A 21,883-nucleotide genomic window follows, 5' to 3' on the forward strand; every position below is an offset into this window, starting at 1 on the left:
ACCACCGAATCACCATTCTCTGTATGAAATTATTGTTGCAATACCTCAGCCGGTACAAAGGCCTGATACTGCTCGCCTTGCTGATGGCCGCCATCAACCAGGTTTTTTCGCTTTTAAACCCTTATATATTAGGTAACTATCTCATCGACCCGTACGCCAACAAAGCAGCGCAGTTCAGGGCGAAAGGTATGGACGATGCATTTTTCCGAGGCGTCCTGCTTGGGTTGCTCATGATCATCGGCACGGCCATGGTGTCCCGGATCGCCAAAGCATTCCAGGATTATGTGGTCAATGTCGTGATCCAAAAGTTCGGCGCCAACCTGTATACCGACGGGCTGAGGCACGCATTAAGGCTTCCTTTCCAGGATTTCGAGGACCAGCGTAGCGGCGAAACATTATCGGTACTTCAAAAGGTACGTGCTGACTGTGAGAAGTTTATCACCAGCTTTGTCAATGTACTTTTTGCAACATTGGTAGGCATCGTCTTCGTGGTGATCGTAGCATTCAAGCTCAGCCCGATGTTGCCGCTGATCTATTTGGTAGGTTCCGTGGTACTGGCTATTTTGACCAGTGTTTTGAGTAAAAAAATCAAGGCGATTCAGAAGAACATTGTCAAGGAAACCACCGCCCTCGCTGGCTCCACCACCGAATCTCTGCGGAACATTGAACTGGTGAAAAGTCTCGGACTTACCCAGCAGGAAATCAGCCGGTTAAATACCACAACATTCAAAATCCTGAAACTGGAACTCCGCAAAGTGAAGAGCATCCGGTCGATCAGTTTTATCCAGGGAACGTTCGTCAACTTCCTGCAGCAGTGCATTATGTTCGCGCTTATTTTCTTTGTTTTCCAAGACAAAATTACCGTTGGACAAATGATGATGATGCAGTTCTACTCCTTCTTCATCTTCGGTCCGCTGCAAGAATTGGGTAATGTAATCCTCTCATACAGAGAGGCAGAGGCTTCTCTCAATAACTTACAGGTTTTATTAGCGCGACCTATCGAACGCAAACCAGCGAAACCTGAACTCGTCGACGAAATCAAAGCATTAAGATTCGATCACGTCAAATTCCAGCACCAGACCGCCAACCGGCCCGCGCTGGAAAACATCTCTTTTCAGGTCGAACGCGGAGAGAGTATTGCATTTGTCGGGCCATCGGGTTCGGGGAAAACAACATTGGTTAAGTTGCTGGTGGGCTTGTATAACCCGATCGAAGGCGATGTGTATTATAATGGTATCAATGGCAGCAACATTGATTTCGACGAGATCAGGAACAAAATCGGTTTCGTGACGCAGGATACGCAGCTTTTTTCCGGCACGATCAAGGAAAACCTGCTTTTTGTAAATCCGGACGCGACTGATGAAATGATCAATGATGTTTTATTAAAAGCCGCTTGCTATAACCTTTTGGCGAGAGCTGAAAATGGTATTGAAACGGTGATCGGTGAGGGAGGCTTGAAATTATCAGGCGGTGAACGTCAGCGACTTTCGATTGCGCGGGCACTACTCCGCAACCCAAACCTGATCATTTTCGACGAAGCGACTTCCGCACTCGATTCGCTCACAGAAGAAGAAATTTCCAACACGATCCGCAACATTACCGATCAGCGCCAGCACATTACGGTGATGATCGCCCACCGCCTGTCGACCATCATGCACGCCGATCGGATATATGTCCTCGAAAAAGGCAAAATCGTCGAAACCGGCAGCCACGATGATCTTTTGGACGAGAAAGGTTTATACTATGCCATGTGGCGCCAGCAAATCGGCGAGCGCAAAAACGAGCCTGCGCTCCACGCCTGATCTTTCGCAAGAATCAGGTTTTCATTCGCCCCGGATCCGTTTTATTTTGTTCAAAACATTTTAGGGTTGAACAAAGTAAAACCGAATTATGGAAGATATAAAGGACATCAATTGGCCTGACATTCAGGGAAGTCTGCACCAGAAAGGCTACGCGCTGGTTCCAAATGCATTGGAACAAAAAGAATGTGATCAGCTTATCGAAGGCTACGACCAGCCTGAATTTTATCGGAAAACGATCGTCATGGAACGTTACCGGTTTGGTCTTGGGGAATACAAATATTTCAATTACCCGCTACCGCCTTTAATCCAGCATCTCCGGAAAGGCTTTTATCCAAAACTCGCGCCGGTTGCCAATAAATGGATGGAAGTGCTGCAAATACCCGTAAGTTATTTCGAAAACTTTGCTGATTTTCAAGCCCTTTGCCACAAACATCAGCAAGACAAACCCACCGCATTGATCTTGAAGTACGGCGTAGGCGGACATAACACCTTGCACCAGGATCTGTACGGCGAGGTGTATTTTCCAATCCAAATGGTCTTGTTTTTAAGTCAGCCGGGGGAAGATTATGAAGGCGGCGAATTTGTATTAACCCAGCAAACGCCGCGCGCGCAGTCCAAAGCCATTGTTTTAAAACCAAACAAAGGTGATATCCTGCTTTTTACGACCAACTTCCGGCCGGTGAAAGGCAGCAGAGGTTACTATCGCGTCAATATGAAACATGGCGTAAGTGAGGTGCATAGCGGCAACCGTTATACGCTCGGCATTATTTTTCATGATGCTTTGAGCTAGTGTATGATACAGCATTCACAACTCGGACCTCCAACATTTGGAACGAGCAGAAAATTGAAAAAGCTGATCGACAAAAAGCGGATTTGCTTTGGAGGAAATAAAAACCTCAAAATTTACGGCAGGCTCGATTGCAGCTCAGGCAAAAGGATGAAATTTCAGAACCGGGTTTTCTTTGAATCGGAAAAAGACGCGCTGGGAAATGGGTACCGGCCGTGCGGACTTTGCATGCGGGAAGAATATAAAAAGTGGAAACAAAATTTAGGCTAATTCTTTGACTGCCAGACTTCTCCATAAATAGAATACCAGGTAACTCTCCCACCCTTTGAATTGCGCAAAAAGCGCGTCGATTTTCTGCGTTTCGCTTCTTTCCTGAATGATACCGTGGCTCGTCAAAGCATTCAGCAAACCAATGTCACCGTGTGGAATTCCTTCCGGTTCTTTCAACGATTTCATCAGGGCATAATTCGCCGTCCATACGCCGATACCTTTGTGGCTGATCAGTGCTTTTTTGCGGGCTTCGAAATCGGGTAAGTCCAGTAGCATTTCTTTACTTAAACTGCCATCCAGGAATGCGCGGGCAATTCCGATCAGATACTCGGCTTTTTTCTGTGAAAACTGCATCCCACGCAACTCGTCAACTTCCGCTTCTGCCAGAATTTCGGCGGCTGGAAAAATGTGGTACACGTGATTATCATACTCCAAATGTTCACCAAAACGCTCGACCAGCCTGCGTTTCAACCGGTACGCAAAAGATAAATTAATCTGCTGCCCGATAATGCTCCAGCAGATCGCCTCAAAAAGATTGGCAATACCAATCACCCGCAAACCCTGATAGGCATCAGCCATGTAAGACAGCCGGTTATCTGCCAGAAGCCCGTCGTAAAATGGCTGAATGTTGCGGTCCATATCAAACCAATCCACGACATATTTCGTCAAAAAATCTTTTGCTTCGGCAGACACATTTCCTTCCAAAACCGACACATCCAGAAATGCACCATTTGACTTGATGGCGATCAGTAGCAACTCGCCATCGAGGGCCAGGGACTTATAAATCGTATTGTTTTTGATCAGATGCAGACAGTCGTCGTAGTTCCGGTTCAGAAACCAGAGACATTCTTCAAAGCTAAAAAGCGCGGGTATCGGGATCAGCACCCGGCGGTCATTATCCATAAGTCAAATTTAATGCGGCTGAAATGTTGCGAAAACCCGAAACTTGCGGTGCGGCAACATTAATGTAAAATCTTGAAAACCAGCTCGCGCAGCAACTCACCTTCCGAAATGCTCACGCCATCCAATCCTTTCAACCGACCGTCCGATTCGCGGAGATAATGTATAATGTTGGCCACTTTGGGCAGCGGATAATTCCGGCACGCCAGCAGATAATCCTTCACAAAATAAGGATTGACGCCCAGCTCCGTGGCCAGGCTTCGTTCACTTTTATCCTTCGAAGTATGCGCGATCAGCAGTTTTGAAAAAAATCCAAAAAGAATGATCAGGATCGGAGAAAGCGGGTTATCCTTCGGATTGGCAGAGAAATAAGTCGCTATCTGGTTGGCCTTCAAAATGTCCCGGTTCATCAGCGCTTTTTGAAATTCAAAAACATTGTATTCCTTGCTGATCCCCACAAAACGCTCCACCGCGCCCGCGTCGATGCCTTCGTCCACGCGCAGGTTCACCATAATTTTCCGGATTTCATTGGACAGCCTTTTCAAATCATTCCCAATGTTGTCCACCAGCATTTGTATCGCCTTGGGACTGATTTTCACGCCTTCATGCTGACAAAAAGAAGATACCCACTCGGGCAGCTTGTTGTCGTACATTTTCTTCGACTGCACCACGGCGCCTTTTGTATTGATCGCCTTGATGTAAGCCTTGCGCTCATCGGCATTGGCATGAAAGCAAAACACCAGCACCGTGCTTTTGAGCGGGTTTAATGCGTAATCTTCCAGCCGCGCCTGCTGCTCTTTCTGCTCAATTCCGCCCAGCTTGTTGGCATCTTTTACAATCACCAGCTGCCGCTCCGACATGAATGGAAATCTTTTGGCATAACCCAGAACACCCGTCAAATCAATGTCTTTTCCATAAAGCACAAATTGGTTAAAACCCTTCTCAGACTCCGGCACAACCCTTTTTTCGAGTTCATCCGTAATCGAATCAATGTAGTAGGGCTCGTCGCCGTGCAGGAAATATATGGGCTGGAATGTCTTGCTTCTAATCTCTTTTAAAATGCTGTCGGGTGTCTGCGCCATGGCAAAAAATATTCGGTAAGGGCAAATGCTGCCCTGGTTTTCGGGTTTTAAAAGTAATGCGATTGCCGGATTTTCTGGTTATACAACTGCATTTTCGGCGAGAAAAAGCGCCGCATTTTTTGTCAGATCAGGATAGAAATCTTTAAACTTCTCATAATAAAAGGCTTCATTGTTTTTCAGATCCGATACTGCGGTTTTGATCGGCGCTAAAAATGGCGCACGACGGGAAAGTCGCTGGAATGTCAGGTCGATGCCCTCAAATGTCGCATAAGTGGTGAGCCAATCCTGGCGGATCATCGAGCGCACCATCGGGATCATTTCCTCCGGGATCAGGTATTCGTTTTTCTCGATCAGGGCATATTTGTCGTGCGCGTAAACCTTTAAAGGCACGTCGCAATAATCGCTGAATTTGCTCGCCAGGAAATAATCAAAATAAATGTCCATCACAATGCCCGACAACTTGCCCTGCGCCAGCGCCGCTACTTCCTTGGCTTCCTGGACCAGCGGATGCGTATCTGTAAACGAATCGATAAACCGGTGAAGTTTCAATCCCAGCACATAATCCGGATTCCAGCCAACCGTTTTTTCATCCGTCAAACGGCCTTTGATAAAGTCTCCGACGTAGTTTCCCATGAGCACGCCCTCTTGTTCCCCTGATAGCAAAATGTGGGCTAAAAAATTCATTTGAATAGCATTTTAATAAAATTCCCGTAGGTTTGCTTACCTGCATTTATCAAGGAACAATTATTTTACAACAATCATTATTTTAATCACCTGAGCAAATGAAAGTCGAAAAAAATAACGTGATCGCGTTAACATATAGTCTTCGCATTCCTGACTCGGAAGGCGAAACAGACGTGGTAGAAGTCGTTTCGGAGGAAGATCCGATGTATTTTATACAGGGTATCAGCGGATTACCCGAAGGTTTTGAAAATCAGATTGAAGGCCTTTCTGCCGGCGATACATTCGAATTTACAGTTGCGCCGGAAGAAGGTTACGGTGAATATGACGAGGAAGCGGTGGTAGACCTGCCCAAATCTATTTTCCAGATGGACGATGTGGACCAGGAAGAATTGCTGCAAGTCGGTAACATTATTCCGATGACCAACGACGAAGGCGAAAGAATGCACGGCCAGGTTGTTGAGATCAAAGACGACGTCGTGATCATGAACTTCAACCACCCGCTGGCAGGAAAAGAAATGCATTTTTCGGGTCAGATCATTTCAGTACGCCCGGCAACCGCCGAAGAACTCAGCCACGGACACGTGCACGGAGCGGGCGGGGTGCATCACCATTAATTTTAATGAGTGAATGAGTGGATATTACTAGTGTTCACTCATTCACTCATTCAAAATTCACTCATTTATTTTCGCGTACTGCTCCACCTCCACGCCGAACCGCTTCAAAAATTCCACTCCTTCTTCCACGGCGATTCCTTTGTATGCGGCGTAGGAATTCAGGAAAATGACTTTCTTTATTTTCATTGTGTAAATCACCCGCGCGCAGGCAATGCAGGGCGCTAGTGTGACAAAAAGCGTGGATCCTTCAATGTTTGATCCGTTTTTTACGGCGAATAAAATCGCGTTTTGCTCGGCGTGTAAGGCCAGCGAGCAACTTCCTTTTGCATCTCTCGCACAGCCGGTTTCCGGAAATTCTTCATCACAGTTATGCGTCCCGGCCGGCGGACCATTGTAGCCGATTGAAATGATCCGGGTATCCTTCGTGAGTACTGCGCCTACCTGCGCTTTGATGCAATGTGAACGCATGGCAAGATTTTTTGCTAGATCCATAAAAATAGCATCAAATTCCGGCCGCAAATTCGTTTTAGGTAATGTCATTCGTGATTTGAAAAGAATTGGTTACAAACTTAGATAAATGCGCTGGGATTCAACAACGGAAGTATGGTAAGGGTAGTTTTGCTTCAAATTATTTTACTGGCAGCTTGCATTCCTGCGTTTTCACAGCAGGACAAAGTTACCCTGACCCTGACCAATAGCCCGGCTACCCTTTTCAAGAACTACAAATTTTTCATCCAGGAAGTTGAGGACAAGCGAATTTTACCGGGTGCGGGAGTTGGAAAAGTAATTGCTTTGGGCAAAGAAGTGCCGATGGTACTGCCGGGAAATGTTGAAAAGGAGCTATTTAACTATTGGTCATTTGCCGCACCCAGAAAGACGCAGGCCACGCTCCCACTTTATGTGACGGTGAAGGAATTTTCTGTCAATGAAAAACGCGCCGGCCCAAACAAGGTAACCGGCGATGTGAAGCTGCACGTACGTTTCCGCTGGTACCGCGATATGCAGCCGGTGGAACTGACCAGTTACCAGACCTCCGCCACATATACCCGGCCCGAAAAGGATTTTGATTACGAAAAACTGTTCAAACAATTGCTGGATCAATCATTAGCCAGTTTTCACAAATGGATGGAAACAAACTCGGGCAAAAATCCGGCGCTAGCGCGAAGTTTGATCTTGGTTTTCAAGGAAGTTACTGAAAATAAAGAAGATACTGTTTTTTATTCGCCCAAAAGACCGCTGATCTGGGACGATTTCAAAGTCCGGAATGGTAAGCCCGGCAGCAGGTATGCGGCGGCGGTTTTCACTAGTTTTGGCTATGAAGGGCGGTCCTACCCAAAAGACAATGATCTGGTGGTAGAGATTGGCCTGAAAATATTCATGGTCAAAAGCATGTCCTGGGGGCGGCCGGAATCGCGCACTCCAAGTACGTTGCGGCACGAGCAGATACATTTCGACATTACCCGGCTGGTCGTGGAGAAATTTAAAGAGCGGCTGAAAAAGGCTGAACTCACGATTGAAGACCACGACAGCGAGATCCAGTATCAGTTTTTGGAAGCATTCCGCGAAATGAATCATGACCAGGAGCAATACGATGGGGAAACCGGCCACGGACTCAACCCCGGAGCGCAAGCGGCCTGGGACAAAAAAGTAGCCGCACAAATTGAAGCATTATACCAGGTGCAGTAACTAGTCTGCGGTAATGCTGATCACGTTCTCAATTTCCTGGTTCACGACGTAGTTTTTAAGATAAAAATCAAAAGCATTCGTATCCGAGGGAAATGTGGCATCGCTCACAACATAAAGCGAATTTCCGTCCTTAAAGCTCCTGACCGCATGTTTCGGGACTGCATGCACAATATGTGTATCGGAAAAATATATAAAAATACTTTGCGAGACTGCAATCGCTGAAAACAGAAAAATTGAGGCAAAAGCATATTTCAAATACTGATAATCCCGGGAATGTAGTGCGTACCAAATCAAAAACAACATGGCGTAAAACAGCCACATTTCGGGCTTGCTGAAATGCAGGTTAGTGATCAGAAATTGAGGAAGTTGTTCCGGAATTTTCACAGATATATCCGTCAGCCGCGCCGACCAGTCCACGATGAATGCTGCAATCTCCTGCAAAAGGCTCAGGCCTGTCAAACTCGCCAGCAAAAGCGCCATCGCGGCGGGGAGGAGCACATTGGTAAATGCGATTACAAACGGATTGACGAGCCAAAAGTAAGTCGGGAATTGATGAAAATAGTAAATGCTCAAAGGGAACGTGACCAGCTGCGCCGCGAAGGACATCGCAGTAACCTGCCAAATGAATTTCAAAATCCGATTATCCGGTTTAAGAATATTAGAAATCGGCTCAAAAAGCAGGAAAATCCCACTCATTGCCAGATAGGAAAGCTGAAAACCCACGTCATATAATGCTGATGGATCAAAAAGCAGGATCAGGAATGCGGAGATCGCCAGCGTATTCATCGCATTGTTTTGCCTTTTGAAAACTTCTGCGAAAACAAAAACAATACACATCACAGTAGCCCGCTGCACGCAGGGTGAAAATCCGGTAGCCAGCGCATAAAATCCCAGCAAGCCTATCACCAGCAAAAGATAAAGCAGATTCCCAAACCGAAACCGCTTGATCCATCCGAGCAAATAGCTGATGCTGAGAAAGATAATCGCCACGTGCATACCCGAAACCGATAGAATGTGCACCGTACCCGACGCAATGTAACTATCCACCTGCGCCTCGCCCAGATCATCCCGGCGACCGAGTAACATGGCCTTGACCAACCCGTAAGACTGATCATTCCTGATTTGTTTTCTAAAAACCTGATCTGCCCAATCAGAAACTTGCAGACTTAGCAAGCCTAATGTTCGAGGTACACCATTCTGGTCAACCATGTAGAAGCTGTGTTCCGGCAGGTACGCGGTCCACAATATTCCTTTATTTCTTAAGTATCGGCGGTAGTCAAACTGATCGGGGTTACTCGCTTCTATCGGCCGGTTCAAATTCCCGCGGACAATGATCAAATCGCCTGGTCTTGGGATTTGTGCAGCTTTGGAATCAATGTTGATCAGCGCCTTCAAATCCACATTCATCCAAGCACCACTCCGAAGTTTCAGCCGGTCGACGGTCACTTCCATACGCACCGACTTACTCCGTTTTTCAGGTAGACTAGTTACCCTGGCTTCGTAAAAATCATAGGCTACGACGCCAAGCAGCCGGGTTTCCGCATCGCGTTTTTCCTCAACATTTATATTTGAAAAAGCACCCAGTAAAATGAAGAATGCGGCCAGACTGACTCCCGACGCCAATTTTTTCTTTTTGAAATAATAAAAGAGGAATATAACAAGAAGCACCACCAACATAAATCCCGGAACAAGAGAAGACATTGAAAACTGACCAAAAAGCCAGTCCCCAATGACAATTCCCGAAATAAGATACAGAGCGATGCCGACGAACGGGGCGCGTGAAAGCATAAGTTTTTACCTGACTACAAAACGCTTGGTTAAAGACTGATTGCCCGAAGTGACTTTGAAAAAATACAAGCCGCTCGGAAAGCTTTTTACGTCGAGTGAGGTACGGTTGACCGCGTCATCGGTCACCTTTTGTCCGCGTACATTGAATACGCTGACCGTGAAAGTTTCAAAATTGGGAGTAAAAACGTTGGTGAAAAGCGTGCCGCTCACGGGGTTTGGGTAAACTTCCACCAGCAGATTATCGGTGGTGATCCTGGAAAATTCCGCCAGCTTGGCCCGGCGCGGACTCAGTGCCAGCACCGCGTGCATTCTTTCCTTCTGATCATTGGTAAAAATGCTCATACACAAGTCCGGCGAGTAATCCATGTAATTTTCGATCATATTTCTGGTCCGCACGCCATGGCAATTAGAAAATACCGGCGAGCAGGAAATGTCCGTCGTTTCATTTTTCGTGTTGGCCGTAGGAGTATCGTCGCAATAATCGGTTCCGCAGGTTTTATCGCCCCAAATGTGGATCAGGCCCAGCCAGTGTCCTACTTCATGCGTTGTCGTGCGGCCCAGGTTGTAAATCTTTGTTGTGATCACCTCAGCATCGCGCCCGAAATAGCGGTAATCAATGATGACGCCGTCGGTTGACGCATCTTCCTCATCTTCGGCAGTCGCAAGCCCCGCGGTGCGATCGGTGATTTCGGTGACGACGGGGAATTGGGAAGTTCCGAGATATCGGTCTGTCAGCCTGCAAACCCAGATATTCAGGTATCGATTGGTAGCCCAGGCCGGCGCGATGGTTGTTAATTTTTCGGCATCGGTGATCGGGCTGAACTGGGCGGTAGCATCGTAATCCCGGGTAATCGTCACCAGCTTAAAACGGATACCTGTATCAACCGCCAGTGAATCGGTATAAAAACCCCGATAACCCGAAATATTGCCGTAATCTTCATTCAGAACATCAATCTGGCTTTGGATCTGCGCGTCGCTGATGTTGGAATTGGCAGCCCCGCCGACGGCACCACTCGACCTGTCGTGCACCACATGCACCACGACCGGTATCGTCACAATGTCATCGGCGGATGTGCGCAGATTGGAGCGGTTTTGCTGGATATAATTCCTGATCGCCTCTTCGGAAGCAACGCGCTTATTGATCAGCGACGGCTTTTTGAGCAGCCGGAATGAATCGCGCTCGACTTCCGCGCAACGGATTAATTGAGAATCCAGGACCTGCGCTCGAAGTACCGAGAACAGGCCTGCTACCAGGATCAATGTCAGTAAAAACCTACTGCTCCGATTTTTCATAAGCTGCGAGAATATCCTTCACCAAACGGTGCCTTACCACGTCGGAACCGTCCAGTTCCACGAAACTGATCCCTTTGATACCTTTCAAAACATTGAGCGAATCAATCAGACCCGATTTCAGGTTTTTCGGTAAATCGATCTGCGATTTATCCCCGGTAATGATCGCCTTCGAGCTCGGACCCATCCTGGTCAGGAACATTTTCATCTGCATCGGCGTCGTGTTTTGCGCCTCATCGAGCAGGATAAATGCATTGTTCAGGGTACGGCCGCGCATGTACGCGAGCGGCGCAATCTCTATGACGCGACTTTCCAGATAAAGTTTCAACTTTTCCGGCGCAATCATATCATCCAGCGCATCGTAAATCGGGCGCAGGTACGGATCAATCTTTTCTTTCAAATCCCCCGGCAAGAAACCCAGGTTCTCGCCAGCCTCTACCGCAGGTCTGGTAATGATGATTTTCTTAACTTCTTTATTTTTCAAAGCCCTGACCGCGATGGCCACGGCTGTGTAAGTCTTACCGGTACCCGCAGGCCCCACTGCAAAAACCAGGTCATATTTCCCGGCTTGCTCCACCAGCAATTTCTGGTTAGCCGTTTTCGCTTTTACAACCAGTCCTTTATTTCCATAAACAATGACATCTTCGTCATTTTCGCCACTCGCCACCGGCAATTTCACCACACCATTGAGGTAACCTTTGACATTGTCGTTGGTGATTTTGCCATACCGCTGGTAATGTGCCAGAAGCGAATCCATGATGTCGGTGATGCGGATAATTTCGGGTGCAGTGCCCTGGATGCGGATCTCGTTTCCGCGTGAAATAATTTTGCTTTCCGGGAAAGCGGCGGCGACTTCTTTAATATTCGAATTGTGAATACCCAAAAAATCCACCATTGATACGTCTTCGAGCGTGATGATTTTTTCCAGCAAATGAATTAATGTTTAGTGTTTCCTTATTTCCTCTAAAATTTAGTAATAATAACCAACAATTTATAAAACATCGGAACAGATTTTCCAACAGCGCAAACAAAAAAATCTTTAAAAATAAGGTGCTTTCTGACCAACTGTTTCATTATCAGACATGCAACCCAAGGTCACATTTTAGAAAAAAATTTAATGTTCCAAGATCGCCTCCCCGCCTTTCCTCAGAGCCCTTCTATGCTTAACTTTGTCTTAACATGGAAAACAATAAGGCACCCAACAACTCCCCGAAGAAAGGTCCAAATTCCGGTAGTTTTCAGAAGAAGGCTTACGGCACTCGGACACCAGCTATTGACCAGTCTTTCAGTAAGTTACCCCCTCAGGCAATCGATGTAGAGGAGGCTATTCTGGGTGCTTTAATGATCGAAAAAGATGCCCTCACGGCCGTCGCCGACATCCTCCGTCCGGACTCATTTTACAAGGAAGCGCACGTCCGGATATACACCGCGATCATCACGCTTTTTGCCGATTCGGAACCGATCGATATGCTTACGGTTACATCCAAATTGCGGAGTACCGGCGAACTGGAACTGATCGGCGGGGCGTCGTACATTATGGAGCTGACCAGCAAGGTCAATTCCGCCGCCAACATTGAATACCATGCCCGTATCATTTCCCAGGCTTTTATCAAAAGAGAGCTGATCAAGATTTCGTCCGAGATCCAGCGGGAAGCATTTGAAGATACGACCGACGTTTTCAGGCTGCTCGACAAAACCGAGCAGGCACTATTTGAAATTTCTGAATCAAACATTAAGAAAAACTATTCGGATATGGGCGCGCTGATGCGACAAGCCCTTGCCGAACTGGATCTGAAAAAGAATAACAAAGACGGTCTGACCGGCGTACCTTCCGGTTTCAGCGCGCTCGACCGGCTGACTTCCGGCTGGCAAAAAACTGAGCTGATGATCCTCGCGGCCCGTCCTGGTATGGGAAAAACGGCATTCGTCGTTTCGTCACTCCGGAATGCTGCCGTGGACTTCAATATGCCTGTCGCTATTTTCTCTCTTGAAATGTCCTCGGTGCAGCTGGTCAATCGTTTGATATCTGCTGAGGCTGAGATCGATAGTGAAAAAATCAGGAAGGGAAGTCTTGCCCCGCACGAGTGGGAGCAGCTTCACCACCGGATTCACAGACTTACAAATGCACCGATTTTTATCGACGATACCCCCGCCCTCTCTATTTTGGAACTGCGGGCAAAATGCCGCCGTCTGAAAGCCCAGCACGACATTCAAATGATTGTGATCGACTACTTGCAGCTGATGACCGGCGATACCGGCGGAAAAGGTGCAGGTAACCGCGAGCAGGAAATTGCGATGATTTCGAGGTCACTTAAAAACCTCGCGAAAGAGCTGGATGTACCGGTTATTGCGCTTTCGCAGCTGAGCCGGGCGGTAGAAACACGGGGCGGTGAAAAACGCCCGCAACTTTCGGATTTAAGGGAATCGGGATCGATCGAGCAGGATGCCGATATGGTTTTGTTCTTGTACCGTCCTGAATATTATGGAATTACAGAAGACGAAACCGGAAATTCAGTAGCTGGTATCGGTGAAGTAATCGTAGCTAAAAACCGCGCGGGCTCGCTGGATACGGTGCAGCTGCGGTTTATTGGCAAGTATACCAAATTTATGGACCTGGATTCCGGCTTTACTCCTGCCCCATTCTCGGTCGACCGCCCGATCCCGGTTTCAAGCAATCCGATTTCGTCATTCGAAAGTCAGAGCAAGCCGGCTCCCGGAGGAGGAACATTGCGAAGCCGTGCGAATGACATTAACCGCAGCGATTTCGACTTCAATGGTCCTGGAAGTGAGCCGCCATTCTGACGGCTCGTTTTTCCAAAACCTTATTTTTTGATTAATAGCGCCACATTCTCTACGTGGTGCGTGTTCGGGAACATGTCTACGGGCTGGGCTTTCGTCACTTCATAATGTTCCGACATTAACGCCAGGTCCCGCGCCTGTGTAGCCGTATTGCAGCTTACATACACGATGCGGTCGGGCGAAGCTTTTAAAATCGTTTCTACAACCGGCAAGTCCATTCCCGCGCGTGGCGGGTCAGTAATGATAACGTCCGGGCGGCCGTGGGTTTGCAGGAAGTTTTCATTCATAATATTCCGCATATCTCCTGCAAAAAACGATGTATTTGAAATTCCATTTAATTCGGAATTCCTACGCGCGTCCTGCACCGCGGCTTCTACATACTCCACGCCTACGACCTTTTTGGCGCGGCGGGCTACAAAGTTAGCTATCGTGCCGGTACCGGTGTACAAATCGTAAACTGATTCATTTCCATTCAAACCTGCATATTCCCGGGTAATGTTGAAAAGCTGGTAAGCCTGCTCGGAATTGGTTTGGTAGAATGATTTTGGCCCGACCAGAAACGTCAGGTCTTCCATCGTTTCCCGGATAAATTCTTCGCCGGCATAATGTATCACCTCCTGGTCCTGGTAAGAGTCATTTCCTTTCAGGTTGATAATGTAGTTCAAAGAAGTGATTTCACTGTGCGTGTGGTGCAGGTATTCCATCACTTCTGCGATAATTTCATCATGCTTCTGACCAAACTGCACAATCACCATCACGTCGCCGGTATTAGCAGTCCGTACCACCAGATTCCGCAGGATGCCTTTGTTTAAACGCACATCATAATGTGGTATCCCTTTCAAATCCCCGAAATGGTGCAGCGAATTCCGGATCGTGTTCGAAGGATCGGGCTGCAAGTGGCAGTGATCCACGGTGAAGATTTTATCAAAACGTTTGGGAACATGAAAACCCAGCGCATTTTTGGAAAACTGCTGGCCGGAATCCATTTGCTCCTTCGTCAGCCAGCGCCAGTTTGAGAAAGTAAATTCCAACTTATTACGGTAATACTCCGTCTTGGGAGCAGCCAAAATCTGGTTTATTTCAACATTCCTGATCTTTCCTATTCGCTCAAAATGGTCAACAACCTGCTGTCTCTTGAATTTCAACTGGTGCTCGTAGGCAATGTGCTGCCACCGGCAACCGCCGCAAACCGTGTGATGCAAACAATATGGATCGGTACGTAGGCTCGACAGCGAGTGGATTTTAGTGACGACCGCTTCCTGCAATTTTTTCTTGCTTTTTACAACCTGTAAATCGACGATATCGCCGGGCGCCACGTTTCCTTCCACGAAAACCACCCCGTCTTCCGATTTAAAAATACATTTGCCTTCTGCCGCAAAATCGGTAATTTCAACGTACTCGTATTTGTTATTCTTAGGCATATTTCTATTTTAATTACTAACTCTTATATCCTATCGGATTAATTTTACCGCCCACATTTTGTCATGAAAAAATGGTTCATCTGCCTGGTTGTGATGCTGTTTGCCATTTACCAAGTCCACGCTACCCACATTGTCGGAGGTCAGCTCTTTATCACCGAAAACCCCAATAGCGCTTTCAATTATAACATTGGTCTGACCATGTATTTCGACGCCCTCAATGGTAATCCGGGTGCCGAAGATCCCACCGTGAACATTTATGTTTTCAGAAAACGTGACAACACCGCGATCGGCTGGCTTGAAGCTCCAAAAATAGAACGAAAAATGGTCTCCTATGCAAATCCGACTTGCGGAATATCGACGCTGCAAACCTACATGATCACTTACAGCGCGACGGTCCGGCTCATTACCACCGATTTTGACGATCCGCAGGGCTATTATATGGTGTGGGACCGATGCTGCCGGAACGGGACGATCACCAACATTAAAGCCCCGGGCGATGCCGGAAGCCTTTTCTACCTCGAATTTCCGCCGCTAATCAAAAACAATGCGAATTTCAAAAATTCCTCTCCCGTTTTTCCGGCTCTCAAAGGCGATTATGCCTGCGTGAACAACCCGTTTTTCTTTGACTTTGGAGGTACCGATGCGGATGGCGACAGTCTTTCCTACAAGCTGATCACGCCGATGCAGGGTTTTTCGGATAAGACAAACCCCAGTATTCCAGGCCGCGGCTCTTCCAATTATCCGCGTCTGCAATGGATTGACGGCATTTCTGAGGCCAACATTATTCCTGGCCCGCAACCGCTGAAAGTGAATTCAAAAACCGGAATGCTCTCGGTGACGCCGGGTAGTGTGGGGTTGTATGTATTTGCCGTACAAGTCGATGAATACCGGAAGGGTGTGAAAATCGGTTCGCTTACCCGTGATTTTCAGTTAAAAGTAGTTGACTGTCCAAAATCCGATCCACCCAAACTTTTGTTCAAACCAAAAGGAAAAAACACTTATTACACCGAGAACGAGATCATTACCATCAAAAAAGATGATCCAAACTGCTTCGAGGTGATCGTCACCGACCCGACGATCAATCAGCTGGTGAAAGTAAATGGCCGGGCAGTTAACAATACGAAAAATTATTTCTCGCTGCTTCCCGCGCAGTTCACCACGACTATTTCAAATGATACCTTGAAGTTTGAGGTTTGCCTGGAAGAATGTTTCGTCACCTACGACAACCGGCCGATCAAGATCGAGCTGATTGCCGAAGACGAAAGTTGTCCGATCCCACTCACAGATACGCTCAACATTTATATCCGCCGCGAAAACAGCACCAACAATGCTCCGGCGGTATCCACCTCGCTCGGCAGCGATTATGTGCACGTGACGGCAGGTACACCCGTGAAATTCATTGTTTATGGCAAAGATCCTGATAAGGATAACCTCACATTGTCGGGCAGCGGCCGTAATTTTAACATGACGGACATGGGCATGACTTTCGCGACCGCCAGCGCGCCGGCCAATGTGCAGCAGAATTTCACCTGGACGCCGCCTTGCAATGCAAAAAAAGGCGACACGCTCACGGTCGATTTCAAAGTGGAAGATATGCGCTGTGAAGGCAACCCGATGCCTGTGTCCAAGCCGGTCTATTTTATCGTGGACCAATCGCCGAACAATCCGCCCGTGGTGTCAACTTCTTTGCCAATGCCGGAAGTCACTTATGTGCTGGGCAGCGGAAACGGTATTACATTCGATGTGCTGGGTGCCGATCCGGATACGAACTCGATCAGTCTTTCCGCGGCCGGTCACGGGTTTAGTTTGAGTGACGCGGGGATGATCTTTGAAAATAAGTCCGGCGTAAAAACGGTCACCTCCCCCTACTCCTGGAATCCCGACTGTTCCATGATGGAGGGTGAAGCAGAAAAGGAATTCCTGATCGACTTTATTTCTTTGGATAAAAGCTGCGCCGCCGCCAGCGACACCACGACTGTCAAGGTGATTTTAAAGGACAATGGCGAGCAACCCTTCCCGGAATTTCCGAATGTGATCACCCCAAACGGCGATGGGAAAAACGATTGCTTTGTGTTTTCCGAACTTCCGCAAGATCAATGTGACGACCGTTTCAAAGACATGACGATCTTCAACCGCTGGGGAAAACAGATCTATTATTCCAAAATCCGCCCCAATGATTGGTGCCCCGATAACATCTCCGGCGGCTACTATTACTTTGTTGTTCAGTACACCAAACGCTCCTACAAAGGTGGTTTAACTGTACTCAAATAGGTGCTTTACATTTCATAAGCTCATATCATTCTAATCATTTTCAGCGTATCAAATGTAATGTGCATTTGATACGCCGAGTTTTCTAATATGTATTAAAAGTACTTAATGTAGCGAAAGTCTCATATTGATGAAAAGTACTAAAAGAAATGCTCTTCGACCTTACTTAACATACTGTTAATATTTTCCAAAAAAATTGAACGGATAATACTTTTTATATTTATTATTTAATTTATTAGTACTTATAGTATATTACTTTTGATATTCAGTTTTAGGTTAAAAAATATCCATCAGCATAAAAGGCAACAAGCATAATACACTCTTTATCAATTCATTATTAAAAATCAACCAATCCCGATTTTTACTATCAAGTTTTATTCACAAAAAAATCTCTCATAAGTAGACACATTATCGGACAAACTTTCTCACCTTTGTACTGTAATTAATAAAATTACAGTAATGAATAGCGGACGATTTGCGATATCGGTGCACATTCTCACATTGTTGACTTTTTCGGAAGATGAGTGGACGCCGTCGGAGCATTTGGCTGGGAGTATCAACATTAACCCGGTGCTGGTTCGGAAGGAACTCGCCAATCTTCGTGCACGCGGACTGGTCATCAGCAAGGAAGGAAAAGCGGGTGGAAGCAAGCTGGCGAAGCCGGCAGAGCAGATCTTTATGTCGGATGTATATGAGTCCGTGCGGCAGAAAGAATTGCTCGGCAAGGCGGCCAACTCCCCTAACCCCGATTGCGAAGTTGGACAGAAAATTAATGAGCATCTGGACTTCCTAAATGACCGTGCGGAGCAGACCATGATCGCCAGTTTGAGCAGCATTTCGCTCCGGGATTTTTGCGATCGGTTCGTCTGATTTTTTTACTTAAAACTGTAACAAATTTCATTACAATAAATATCAAACCATCAAACATTCTTCAAAATGAAAGTAGCACTAATCGGCGCCACAGGCTTTGTAGGCACCGCACTCTTGACCGAACTGACTTCGCGTGGGCACCAGGTAACTGCCATCGCACGCAACATTGACAAAATCCCCACTGAAAGCGGTTTGGTAACGCCTTTGTCGGCAAACGTGCTGGACGCGTCAGAAGTCGCATCTGCCGTAGCCGGCCACGACGTGGTAGTGAGCGCTTATAACCCTGGCTGGACCAATCCGAACATTTACGCAGAATTCCTTCAAGGCGCACAAGCAATCCAGCAGGGTGTGAAGCAATCGGGCGTGAAACGTTTTCTGCTGGTCGGCGGCGCTGGAAGCCTGGAAGTGGCACCCGGCGTACAGCTGATCGACACGCCCGGTTTCCCGGAAGAATACAAACCAGGTGCCAATGCGGCGAGAGAGTATCTTAATATTTTGAAACAAGAAAATGACCTCGACTGGACATTTGTAAGTCCGGCCATCGAAATGCATCCCGGCACTTCGGGCAAGCGGACAGGCACTTACAGGACTTCCCTGGACACGCCCGTTTTCAATGATCACAAAAGAAGTATCCTTTCTGTGGAAGATCTGGCCGTCGCAATTGTAGATGAAATTGAGCAGCCACAGTTCATTAAGAAACGTTTCACTGCTGCTTACTAATTTAACATTCAAATCATACTTATCTTATTGTTAGTATTAAAAGTATTAAGCTTATAATAAGATAAGTATGTTTTATTTGGAATAATAATTCTTAGCTAGTAATACTTAAAGTTAATCAAATACAGATTCTCAATATAGAACATTTGATACTTTAATTACTTTTTGTTAGTACATAAAATATTATATGGTAATTACTTCCAATAAATCAATTATGTACTTACTGGCCTAACTTACAATATGTATAGTAAGTTAATTTGAATTACATATCTCATTATCAGTACAAAATAAAGATTGAATTTAGTGAAACGATGAATGTAAAATTTCAGGATATTTCTTTCCACATACGTGTAACCTGTGGCACACATGTTTTGTTCTTCTTCGGAACAGGAACAATGCAAAACACATAATGCAAGTAGGAACTGAAATTGAAGAACTGGCGAGGCTTTCAAATACCACATTGGAAGAGAAAACCGGGAAAGGCTGGCTGGATTGGATCGCGTTTTTGGAAAACTTGAAAGTCGGGGCGAATGATCACAAGGAGATTGTATCTGCATTAACAAGCCAGGTGGACAGTTCCTGGTACCGGAATAAAATTGCATCGGGCTACCGGGAGTATAAAGGACAGCGTAAAACCGGCAAGCTGGAAAATGGTTATGAGATCGGAGTTTCAAAAACATTTGCCGAAAACCTGGACCGTGTCTGGGACGAGATCATTTCTGGTCGCGGGATAAAGGTCTGGCTGGGCGACATTGGAAAAATGCAAATACATGGCGGCCAGCATTTCGAGAATACCGACGACATTTCCGGCTCGGTAACAACTTACAAAGACCACTCGCACCTGCGGCTTAGCTGGAAGCGGAAACATTGGAAATCACATTCCATCCTTCAAATCCGGATCACCTCGACCGGAAAACACCACGACAAAACCACGATTACCTTCCACCACGAAAAGCTTCCGACCGCGACCGACCGCCGGACGATGAAAGCACATTGGCAGGAAAAGTTATCCGCCCTGGGTAAAATGTTTAAGGGAAAATAAAGTTCTTTGTGTCATCTGACACCAACTTCCTGTTAAATGAAATTCCGCCACGCCGGCATTTTACTGCTATTCCTATGTTTTTCCGGCAACAATGCGCATGCCCAGCGATTTTTAATGGACCTGGTCGACACGACCAACCAGATGGGCAAAGGAATGTTATCGATTTACGAGCGCTACAACCGCGTGCGGATCAGCGGCTACATCCAGCCTCAGTTTCAGTTTATTTCCGCGAAAGGTGCTGAAACGTTTGCTGGTGGCAACTTTTCACCAATGTCAAATAACCGCTTTATGCTGCGCAGAGGGCGTTTACGTGTCGATTATGCACATTTAAACAAGCATAATGATCCGACTTCCTATTTTGTTTTCCAGTTTGACGGTACCGAGCGTGGCGTGGCGATCCGTGACTTTTGGGGAAGGTTTTACGAAAACAAATTCAAAATATTTGCCTTAACAACCGGTATGTTCGCCCGGCCTTTCGGGCATGAGGTAAACTTGTCATCCGCCAACCGGGAGTCGCCGGAGCGTGGTAGAATGTCACAGATTCTAATGAAAACCGAGCGGGATATCGGAGCAATGCTGACCGTCACCAGCCGACACGCGGATCTCTGGCACCAGAAAATTAAATTTGATCTGGGCGTTTTTAATGGTCAGGGAATGTCCGGCCCGATGGATTACGATAGTCACAAGGATGTGATCAGCCGGTTGAGCCTCAAACCCACCAAAATTCGCGCATTGGGCGGCGCTATACTCTCTGCGGCGGTTTCTGGCTACGCGGGCGGCATCACTAGCCAGTCGCAAGTGCTATATTCTTCGAAGATGCAAGGCGGCGAGTACATCATGCAAAGGGATTCTTCGCAAAAGAATTTTGGCAAAAAAGCTCCTAGAAACTACGCGGGAGCCGACTTTCAACTCTCTTTCCCAAACCAGAAAGGTGAGACGGAGTTCAGGGCTGAATATGTGAGGGGTAGGCAGACTTCCACGTTTGCCAGCAGCGAAACACCTGGTGTTTATCCTGTCACAAACAATTTGAAAGACCCGCTTTACAGCCGCAGCTTTGACGGCGGCTACTTTTATTTCCTGCAAAACCTGGGGAGCACCGACCACCTGATCGTTTTGAAATACGACTGGTATGATCCGAACAAAAAGGTCGCTGGCAGGGACATTGCAGCCCAAAAAGGATTCAGCAAGGCCGATTTGCGGTACGATACCTTCGGAATGGGCTACGTGTACATTGCCAACGAATCGCTCAAATTCATGTTTTACTACGACCTGGTACGAAACGAAAAGTCGGGTTTGTCAGGCTTTGAAAAGGATTCGCCAGATGACGTTTTTACCTGCCGGGTGCAGTATAACTTTTAGCCGGAAAGCGCTCGTCCAAAATCTTGCGGCGATAATCGAAAATACCCTGCACCTGGCGGCCTACAAAAAGCGCATCAACCCAGCTCCCCAAAAAGCCGAAAGGTACCTTATAATGCAGCAAATCTTCCATCAGCGTGCCGCCGTCGACCTCGGTGAAGCGGTGCTGATGATGCCAGAATGTGTATGGGCCAAATCGCTGCTCATCCACAAAGTACTGCTTGTCAGCGACATGTGTAATTTCGGTACACCATTTTAGCGGGATTCCCAAGATGGGTTTTACAATGTAGCGGATGATTTGTCCCGCGTACATTTTACTGCCGTGGTGCTTGGAAGTGACCATAAAGCCCATGTAAGAGGGCGTGATTTCTTTCAGGTTTTCAGGATTCGAGAAAAAATCCCACGCCTGGTCCAGTGAAATAGGAAGTTTTTGAGTGTAATACAGCTCTCGCATGCAAGTTGTTGGTTTAACCTAAACATTAAATATCCGCGCCAGACCGGCAAATT

General features: G+C 46.9%; 20 protein-coding genes. 11 read left to right on the forward strand and 9 right to left on the reverse strand.

The window, feature by feature from the left end; all coding sequences use genetic code 11:
* The first annotated feature begins 23 nt into the window (after positions 1 to 23).
* The 3 genes from FEN17_RS05050 (at position 24) to FEN17_RS05060 (ending at position 2,859) form a co-directional block, all read left to right on the forward strand.
* A complete protein-coding gene (locus FEN17_RS05050) occupies positions 24 to 1,802 on the forward strand; it encodes an ABC transporter ATP-binding protein (RefSeq protein ID WP_138364190.1) in 1,779 nt (592 codons plus the stop codon).
* A gap of 88 nt (positions 1,803 to 1,890) precedes the next feature.
* Entirely contained in the window at positions 1,891 to 2,592 is a 702-nt protein-coding gene (locus FEN17_RS05055) for a 2OG-Fe(II) oxygenase (RefSeq protein WP_138364191.1), read from the forward strand.
* Positions 2,593 to 2,595: 3 nt separating this feature from the next.
* Complete coding sequence (locus FEN17_RS05060) at positions 2,596 to 2,859, forward strand: Ada metal-binding domain-containing protein (RefSeq protein ID WP_138364192.1); 264 nt, start codon at positions 2,596 to 2,598, stop codon at positions 2,857 to 2,859.
* Here the strand turns inward: FEN17_RS05060 and FEN17_RS05065 are convergent.
* The 3 genes from FEN17_RS05065 to FEN17_RS05075 form a co-directional block, all read right to left on the reverse strand.
* On the reverse strand, positions 2,851 to 3,762 hold the full coding sequence (locus FEN17_RS05065; protein WP_138364193.1) for a DNA-3-methyladenine glycosylase family protein: 912 nt from the start codon (positions 3,760 to 3,762) through the stop codon (positions 2,851 to 2,853). The two genes, FEN17_RS05060 and FEN17_RS05065, sit on opposite strands and share 9 nt — an antisense overlap.
* A 59-nt stretch (positions 3,763 to 3,821) precedes the next feature.
* Complete coding sequence (holA, locus tag FEN17_RS05070; RefSeq protein ID WP_138364194.1) at positions 3,822 to 4,841, reverse strand: DNA polymerase III subunit delta; 1,020 nt, start codon at positions 4,839 to 4,841, stop codon at positions 3,822 to 3,824.
* 78 nt (positions 4,842 to 4,919) lie between these two features.
* Entirely contained in the window at positions 4,920 to 5,525 is a 606-nt protein-coding gene (locus tag FEN17_RS05075) for an acyl carrier protein phosphodiesterase (RefSeq protein ID WP_138364195.1), read from the reverse strand.
* Between the two features lie 98 nt (positions 5,526 to 5,623).
* On the opposite strand from FEN17_RS05075, the gene FEN17_RS05080 reads away from it, so the two are divergent.
* Positions 5,624 to 6,139, forward strand: coding sequence for an FKBP-type peptidyl-prolyl cis-trans isomerase (locus FEN17_RS05080; protein ID WP_138364196.1), 516 nt, complete (start codon positions 5,624 to 5,626; stop codon positions 6,137 to 6,139).
* A gap of 57 nt (positions 6,140 to 6,196) precedes the next feature.
* Here FEN17_RS05080 and FEN17_RS05085 read toward each other — a convergent pair whose 3' ends face one another.
* Positions 6,197 to 6,679, reverse strand: coding sequence for a deoxycytidylate deaminase (locus tag FEN17_RS05085; RefSeq protein WP_138364197.1), 483 nt, complete (start codon positions 6,677 to 6,679; stop codon positions 6,197 to 6,199).
* A 63-nt stretch (positions 6,680 to 6,742) separates the two neighbouring features.
* Here FEN17_RS05085 and FEN17_RS05090 point away from each other — a divergent pair, with 63 nt between their 5' ends.
* Complete coding sequence (locus tag FEN17_RS05090; RefSeq protein WP_138364198.1) at positions 6,743 to 7,825, forward strand: DUF922 domain-containing protein; 1,083 nt, start codon at positions 6,743 to 6,745, stop codon at positions 7,823 to 7,825.
* Here the strand turns inward: FEN17_RS05090 and FEN17_RS05095 are convergent, their stop codons facing one another.
* Genes FEN17_RS05095 through FEN17_RS05105 form a run of 3 tightly spaced genes read right to left on the reverse strand, consistent with a single transcriptional unit; the run spans position 7,826 to position 11,834 of the window.
* On the reverse strand, positions 7,826 to 9,613 hold the full coding sequence (locus FEN17_RS05095; RefSeq protein ID WP_138364199.1) for a ComEC/Rec2 family competence protein: 1,788 nt from the start codon (positions 9,611 to 9,613) through the stop codon (positions 7,826 to 7,828).
* Between the two features lie 6 nt (positions 9,614 to 9,619).
* Positions 9,620 to 10,906 carry a T9SS type A sorting domain-containing protein gene (locus FEN17_RS05100; RefSeq protein WP_138364200.1) on the reverse strand — a complete coding sequence of 429 codons (1,287 nt, stop codon included), beginning with the start codon at positions 10,904 to 10,906 and terminating at the stop codon, positions 9,620 to 9,622.
* Positions 10,887 to 11,834, reverse strand: coding sequence for a PhoH family protein (locus FEN17_RS05105; RefSeq protein WP_138364201.1), 948 nt, complete (start codon positions 11,832 to 11,834; stop codon positions 10,887 to 10,889). Before FEN17_RS05105 ends, FEN17_RS05100 begins: the two co-directional genes overlap by 20 nt.
* 248 nt (positions 11,835 to 12,082) lie before the next feature.
* Here FEN17_RS05105 and dnaB point away from each other — a divergent pair, with 248 nt between their 5' ends.
* Complete coding sequence (dnaB, locus tag FEN17_RS05110; RefSeq protein ID WP_138364202.1) at positions 12,083 to 13,705, forward strand: replicative DNA helicase; 1,623 nt, start codon at positions 12,083 to 12,085, stop codon at positions 13,703 to 13,705.
* 20 nt (positions 13,706 to 13,725) lie between these two features.
* Here the strand turns inward: dnaB and rlmD are convergent, their stop codons facing one another.
* Positions 13,726 to 15,123, reverse strand: coding sequence for a 23S rRNA (uracil(1939)-C(5))-methyltransferase RlmD (rlmD, locus tag FEN17_RS05115; RefSeq protein ID WP_138364203.1), 1,398 nt, complete (start codon positions 15,121 to 15,123; stop codon positions 13,726 to 13,728).
* 63 nt (positions 15,124 to 15,186) lie between these two features.
* On the opposite strand from rlmD, the gene FEN17_RS05120 reads away from it, so the two are divergent.
* The 5 genes from FEN17_RS05120 to FEN17_RS05140 all read left to right on the forward strand — a co-directional run bounded on the left by FEN17_RS05120 (position 15,187) and on the right by FEN17_RS05140 (position 21,379).
* Positions 15,187 to 17,394 carry a T9SS type B sorting domain-containing protein gene (locus tag FEN17_RS05120; RefSeq protein WP_138364204.1) on the forward strand — a complete coding sequence of 736 codons (2,208 nt, stop codon included), beginning with the start codon at positions 15,187 to 15,189 and terminating at the stop codon, positions 17,392 to 17,394.
* 456 nt (positions 17,395 to 17,850) lie between these two features.
* Entirely contained in the window at positions 17,851 to 18,261 is a 411-nt protein-coding gene (locus tag FEN17_RS05125; RefSeq protein ID WP_138364205.1) for an Rrf2 family transcriptional regulator, read from the forward strand.
* A 66-nt stretch (positions 18,262 to 18,327) separates the two neighbouring features.
* Positions 18,328 to 18,981, forward strand: coding sequence for an NAD(P)-dependent oxidoreductase (locus FEN17_RS05130; RefSeq protein ID WP_138364206.1), 654 nt, complete (start codon positions 18,328 to 18,330; stop codon positions 18,979 to 18,981).
* 406 nt (positions 18,982 to 19,387) lie between these two features.
* A complete protein-coding gene (locus FEN17_RS05135) occupies positions 19,388 to 20,020 on the forward strand; it encodes an SRPBCC domain-containing protein (RefSeq protein WP_138364207.1) in 633 nt (210 codons plus the stop codon).
* A 36-nt stretch (positions 20,021 to 20,056) separates the two neighbouring features.
* On the forward strand, positions 20,057 to 21,379 hold the full coding sequence (locus FEN17_RS05140) for a putative porin (RefSeq protein WP_229208696.1): 1,323 nt from the start codon (positions 20,057 to 20,059) through the stop codon (positions 21,377 to 21,379).
* Here FEN17_RS05140 and FEN17_RS05145 read toward each other — a convergent pair.
* Positions 21,351 to 21,830 carry an SRPBCC family protein gene (locus FEN17_RS05145; RefSeq protein ID WP_138364208.1) on the reverse strand — a complete coding sequence of 160 codons (480 nt, stop codon included), beginning with the start codon at positions 21,828 to 21,830 and terminating at the stop codon, positions 21,351 to 21,353. The two genes, FEN17_RS05140 and FEN17_RS05145, sit on opposite strands and share 29 nt — an antisense overlap.
* Positions 21,831 to 21,883: the final 53 nt, after the last annotated feature.

The sequence above is a fragment of the Dyadobacter luticola genome (assembly GCF_005860805.1).
GTDB classification, from domain to species: Bacteria; Bacteroidota; Bacteroidia; order Cytophagales; family Spirosomataceae; genus Dyadobacter; species Dyadobacter luticola.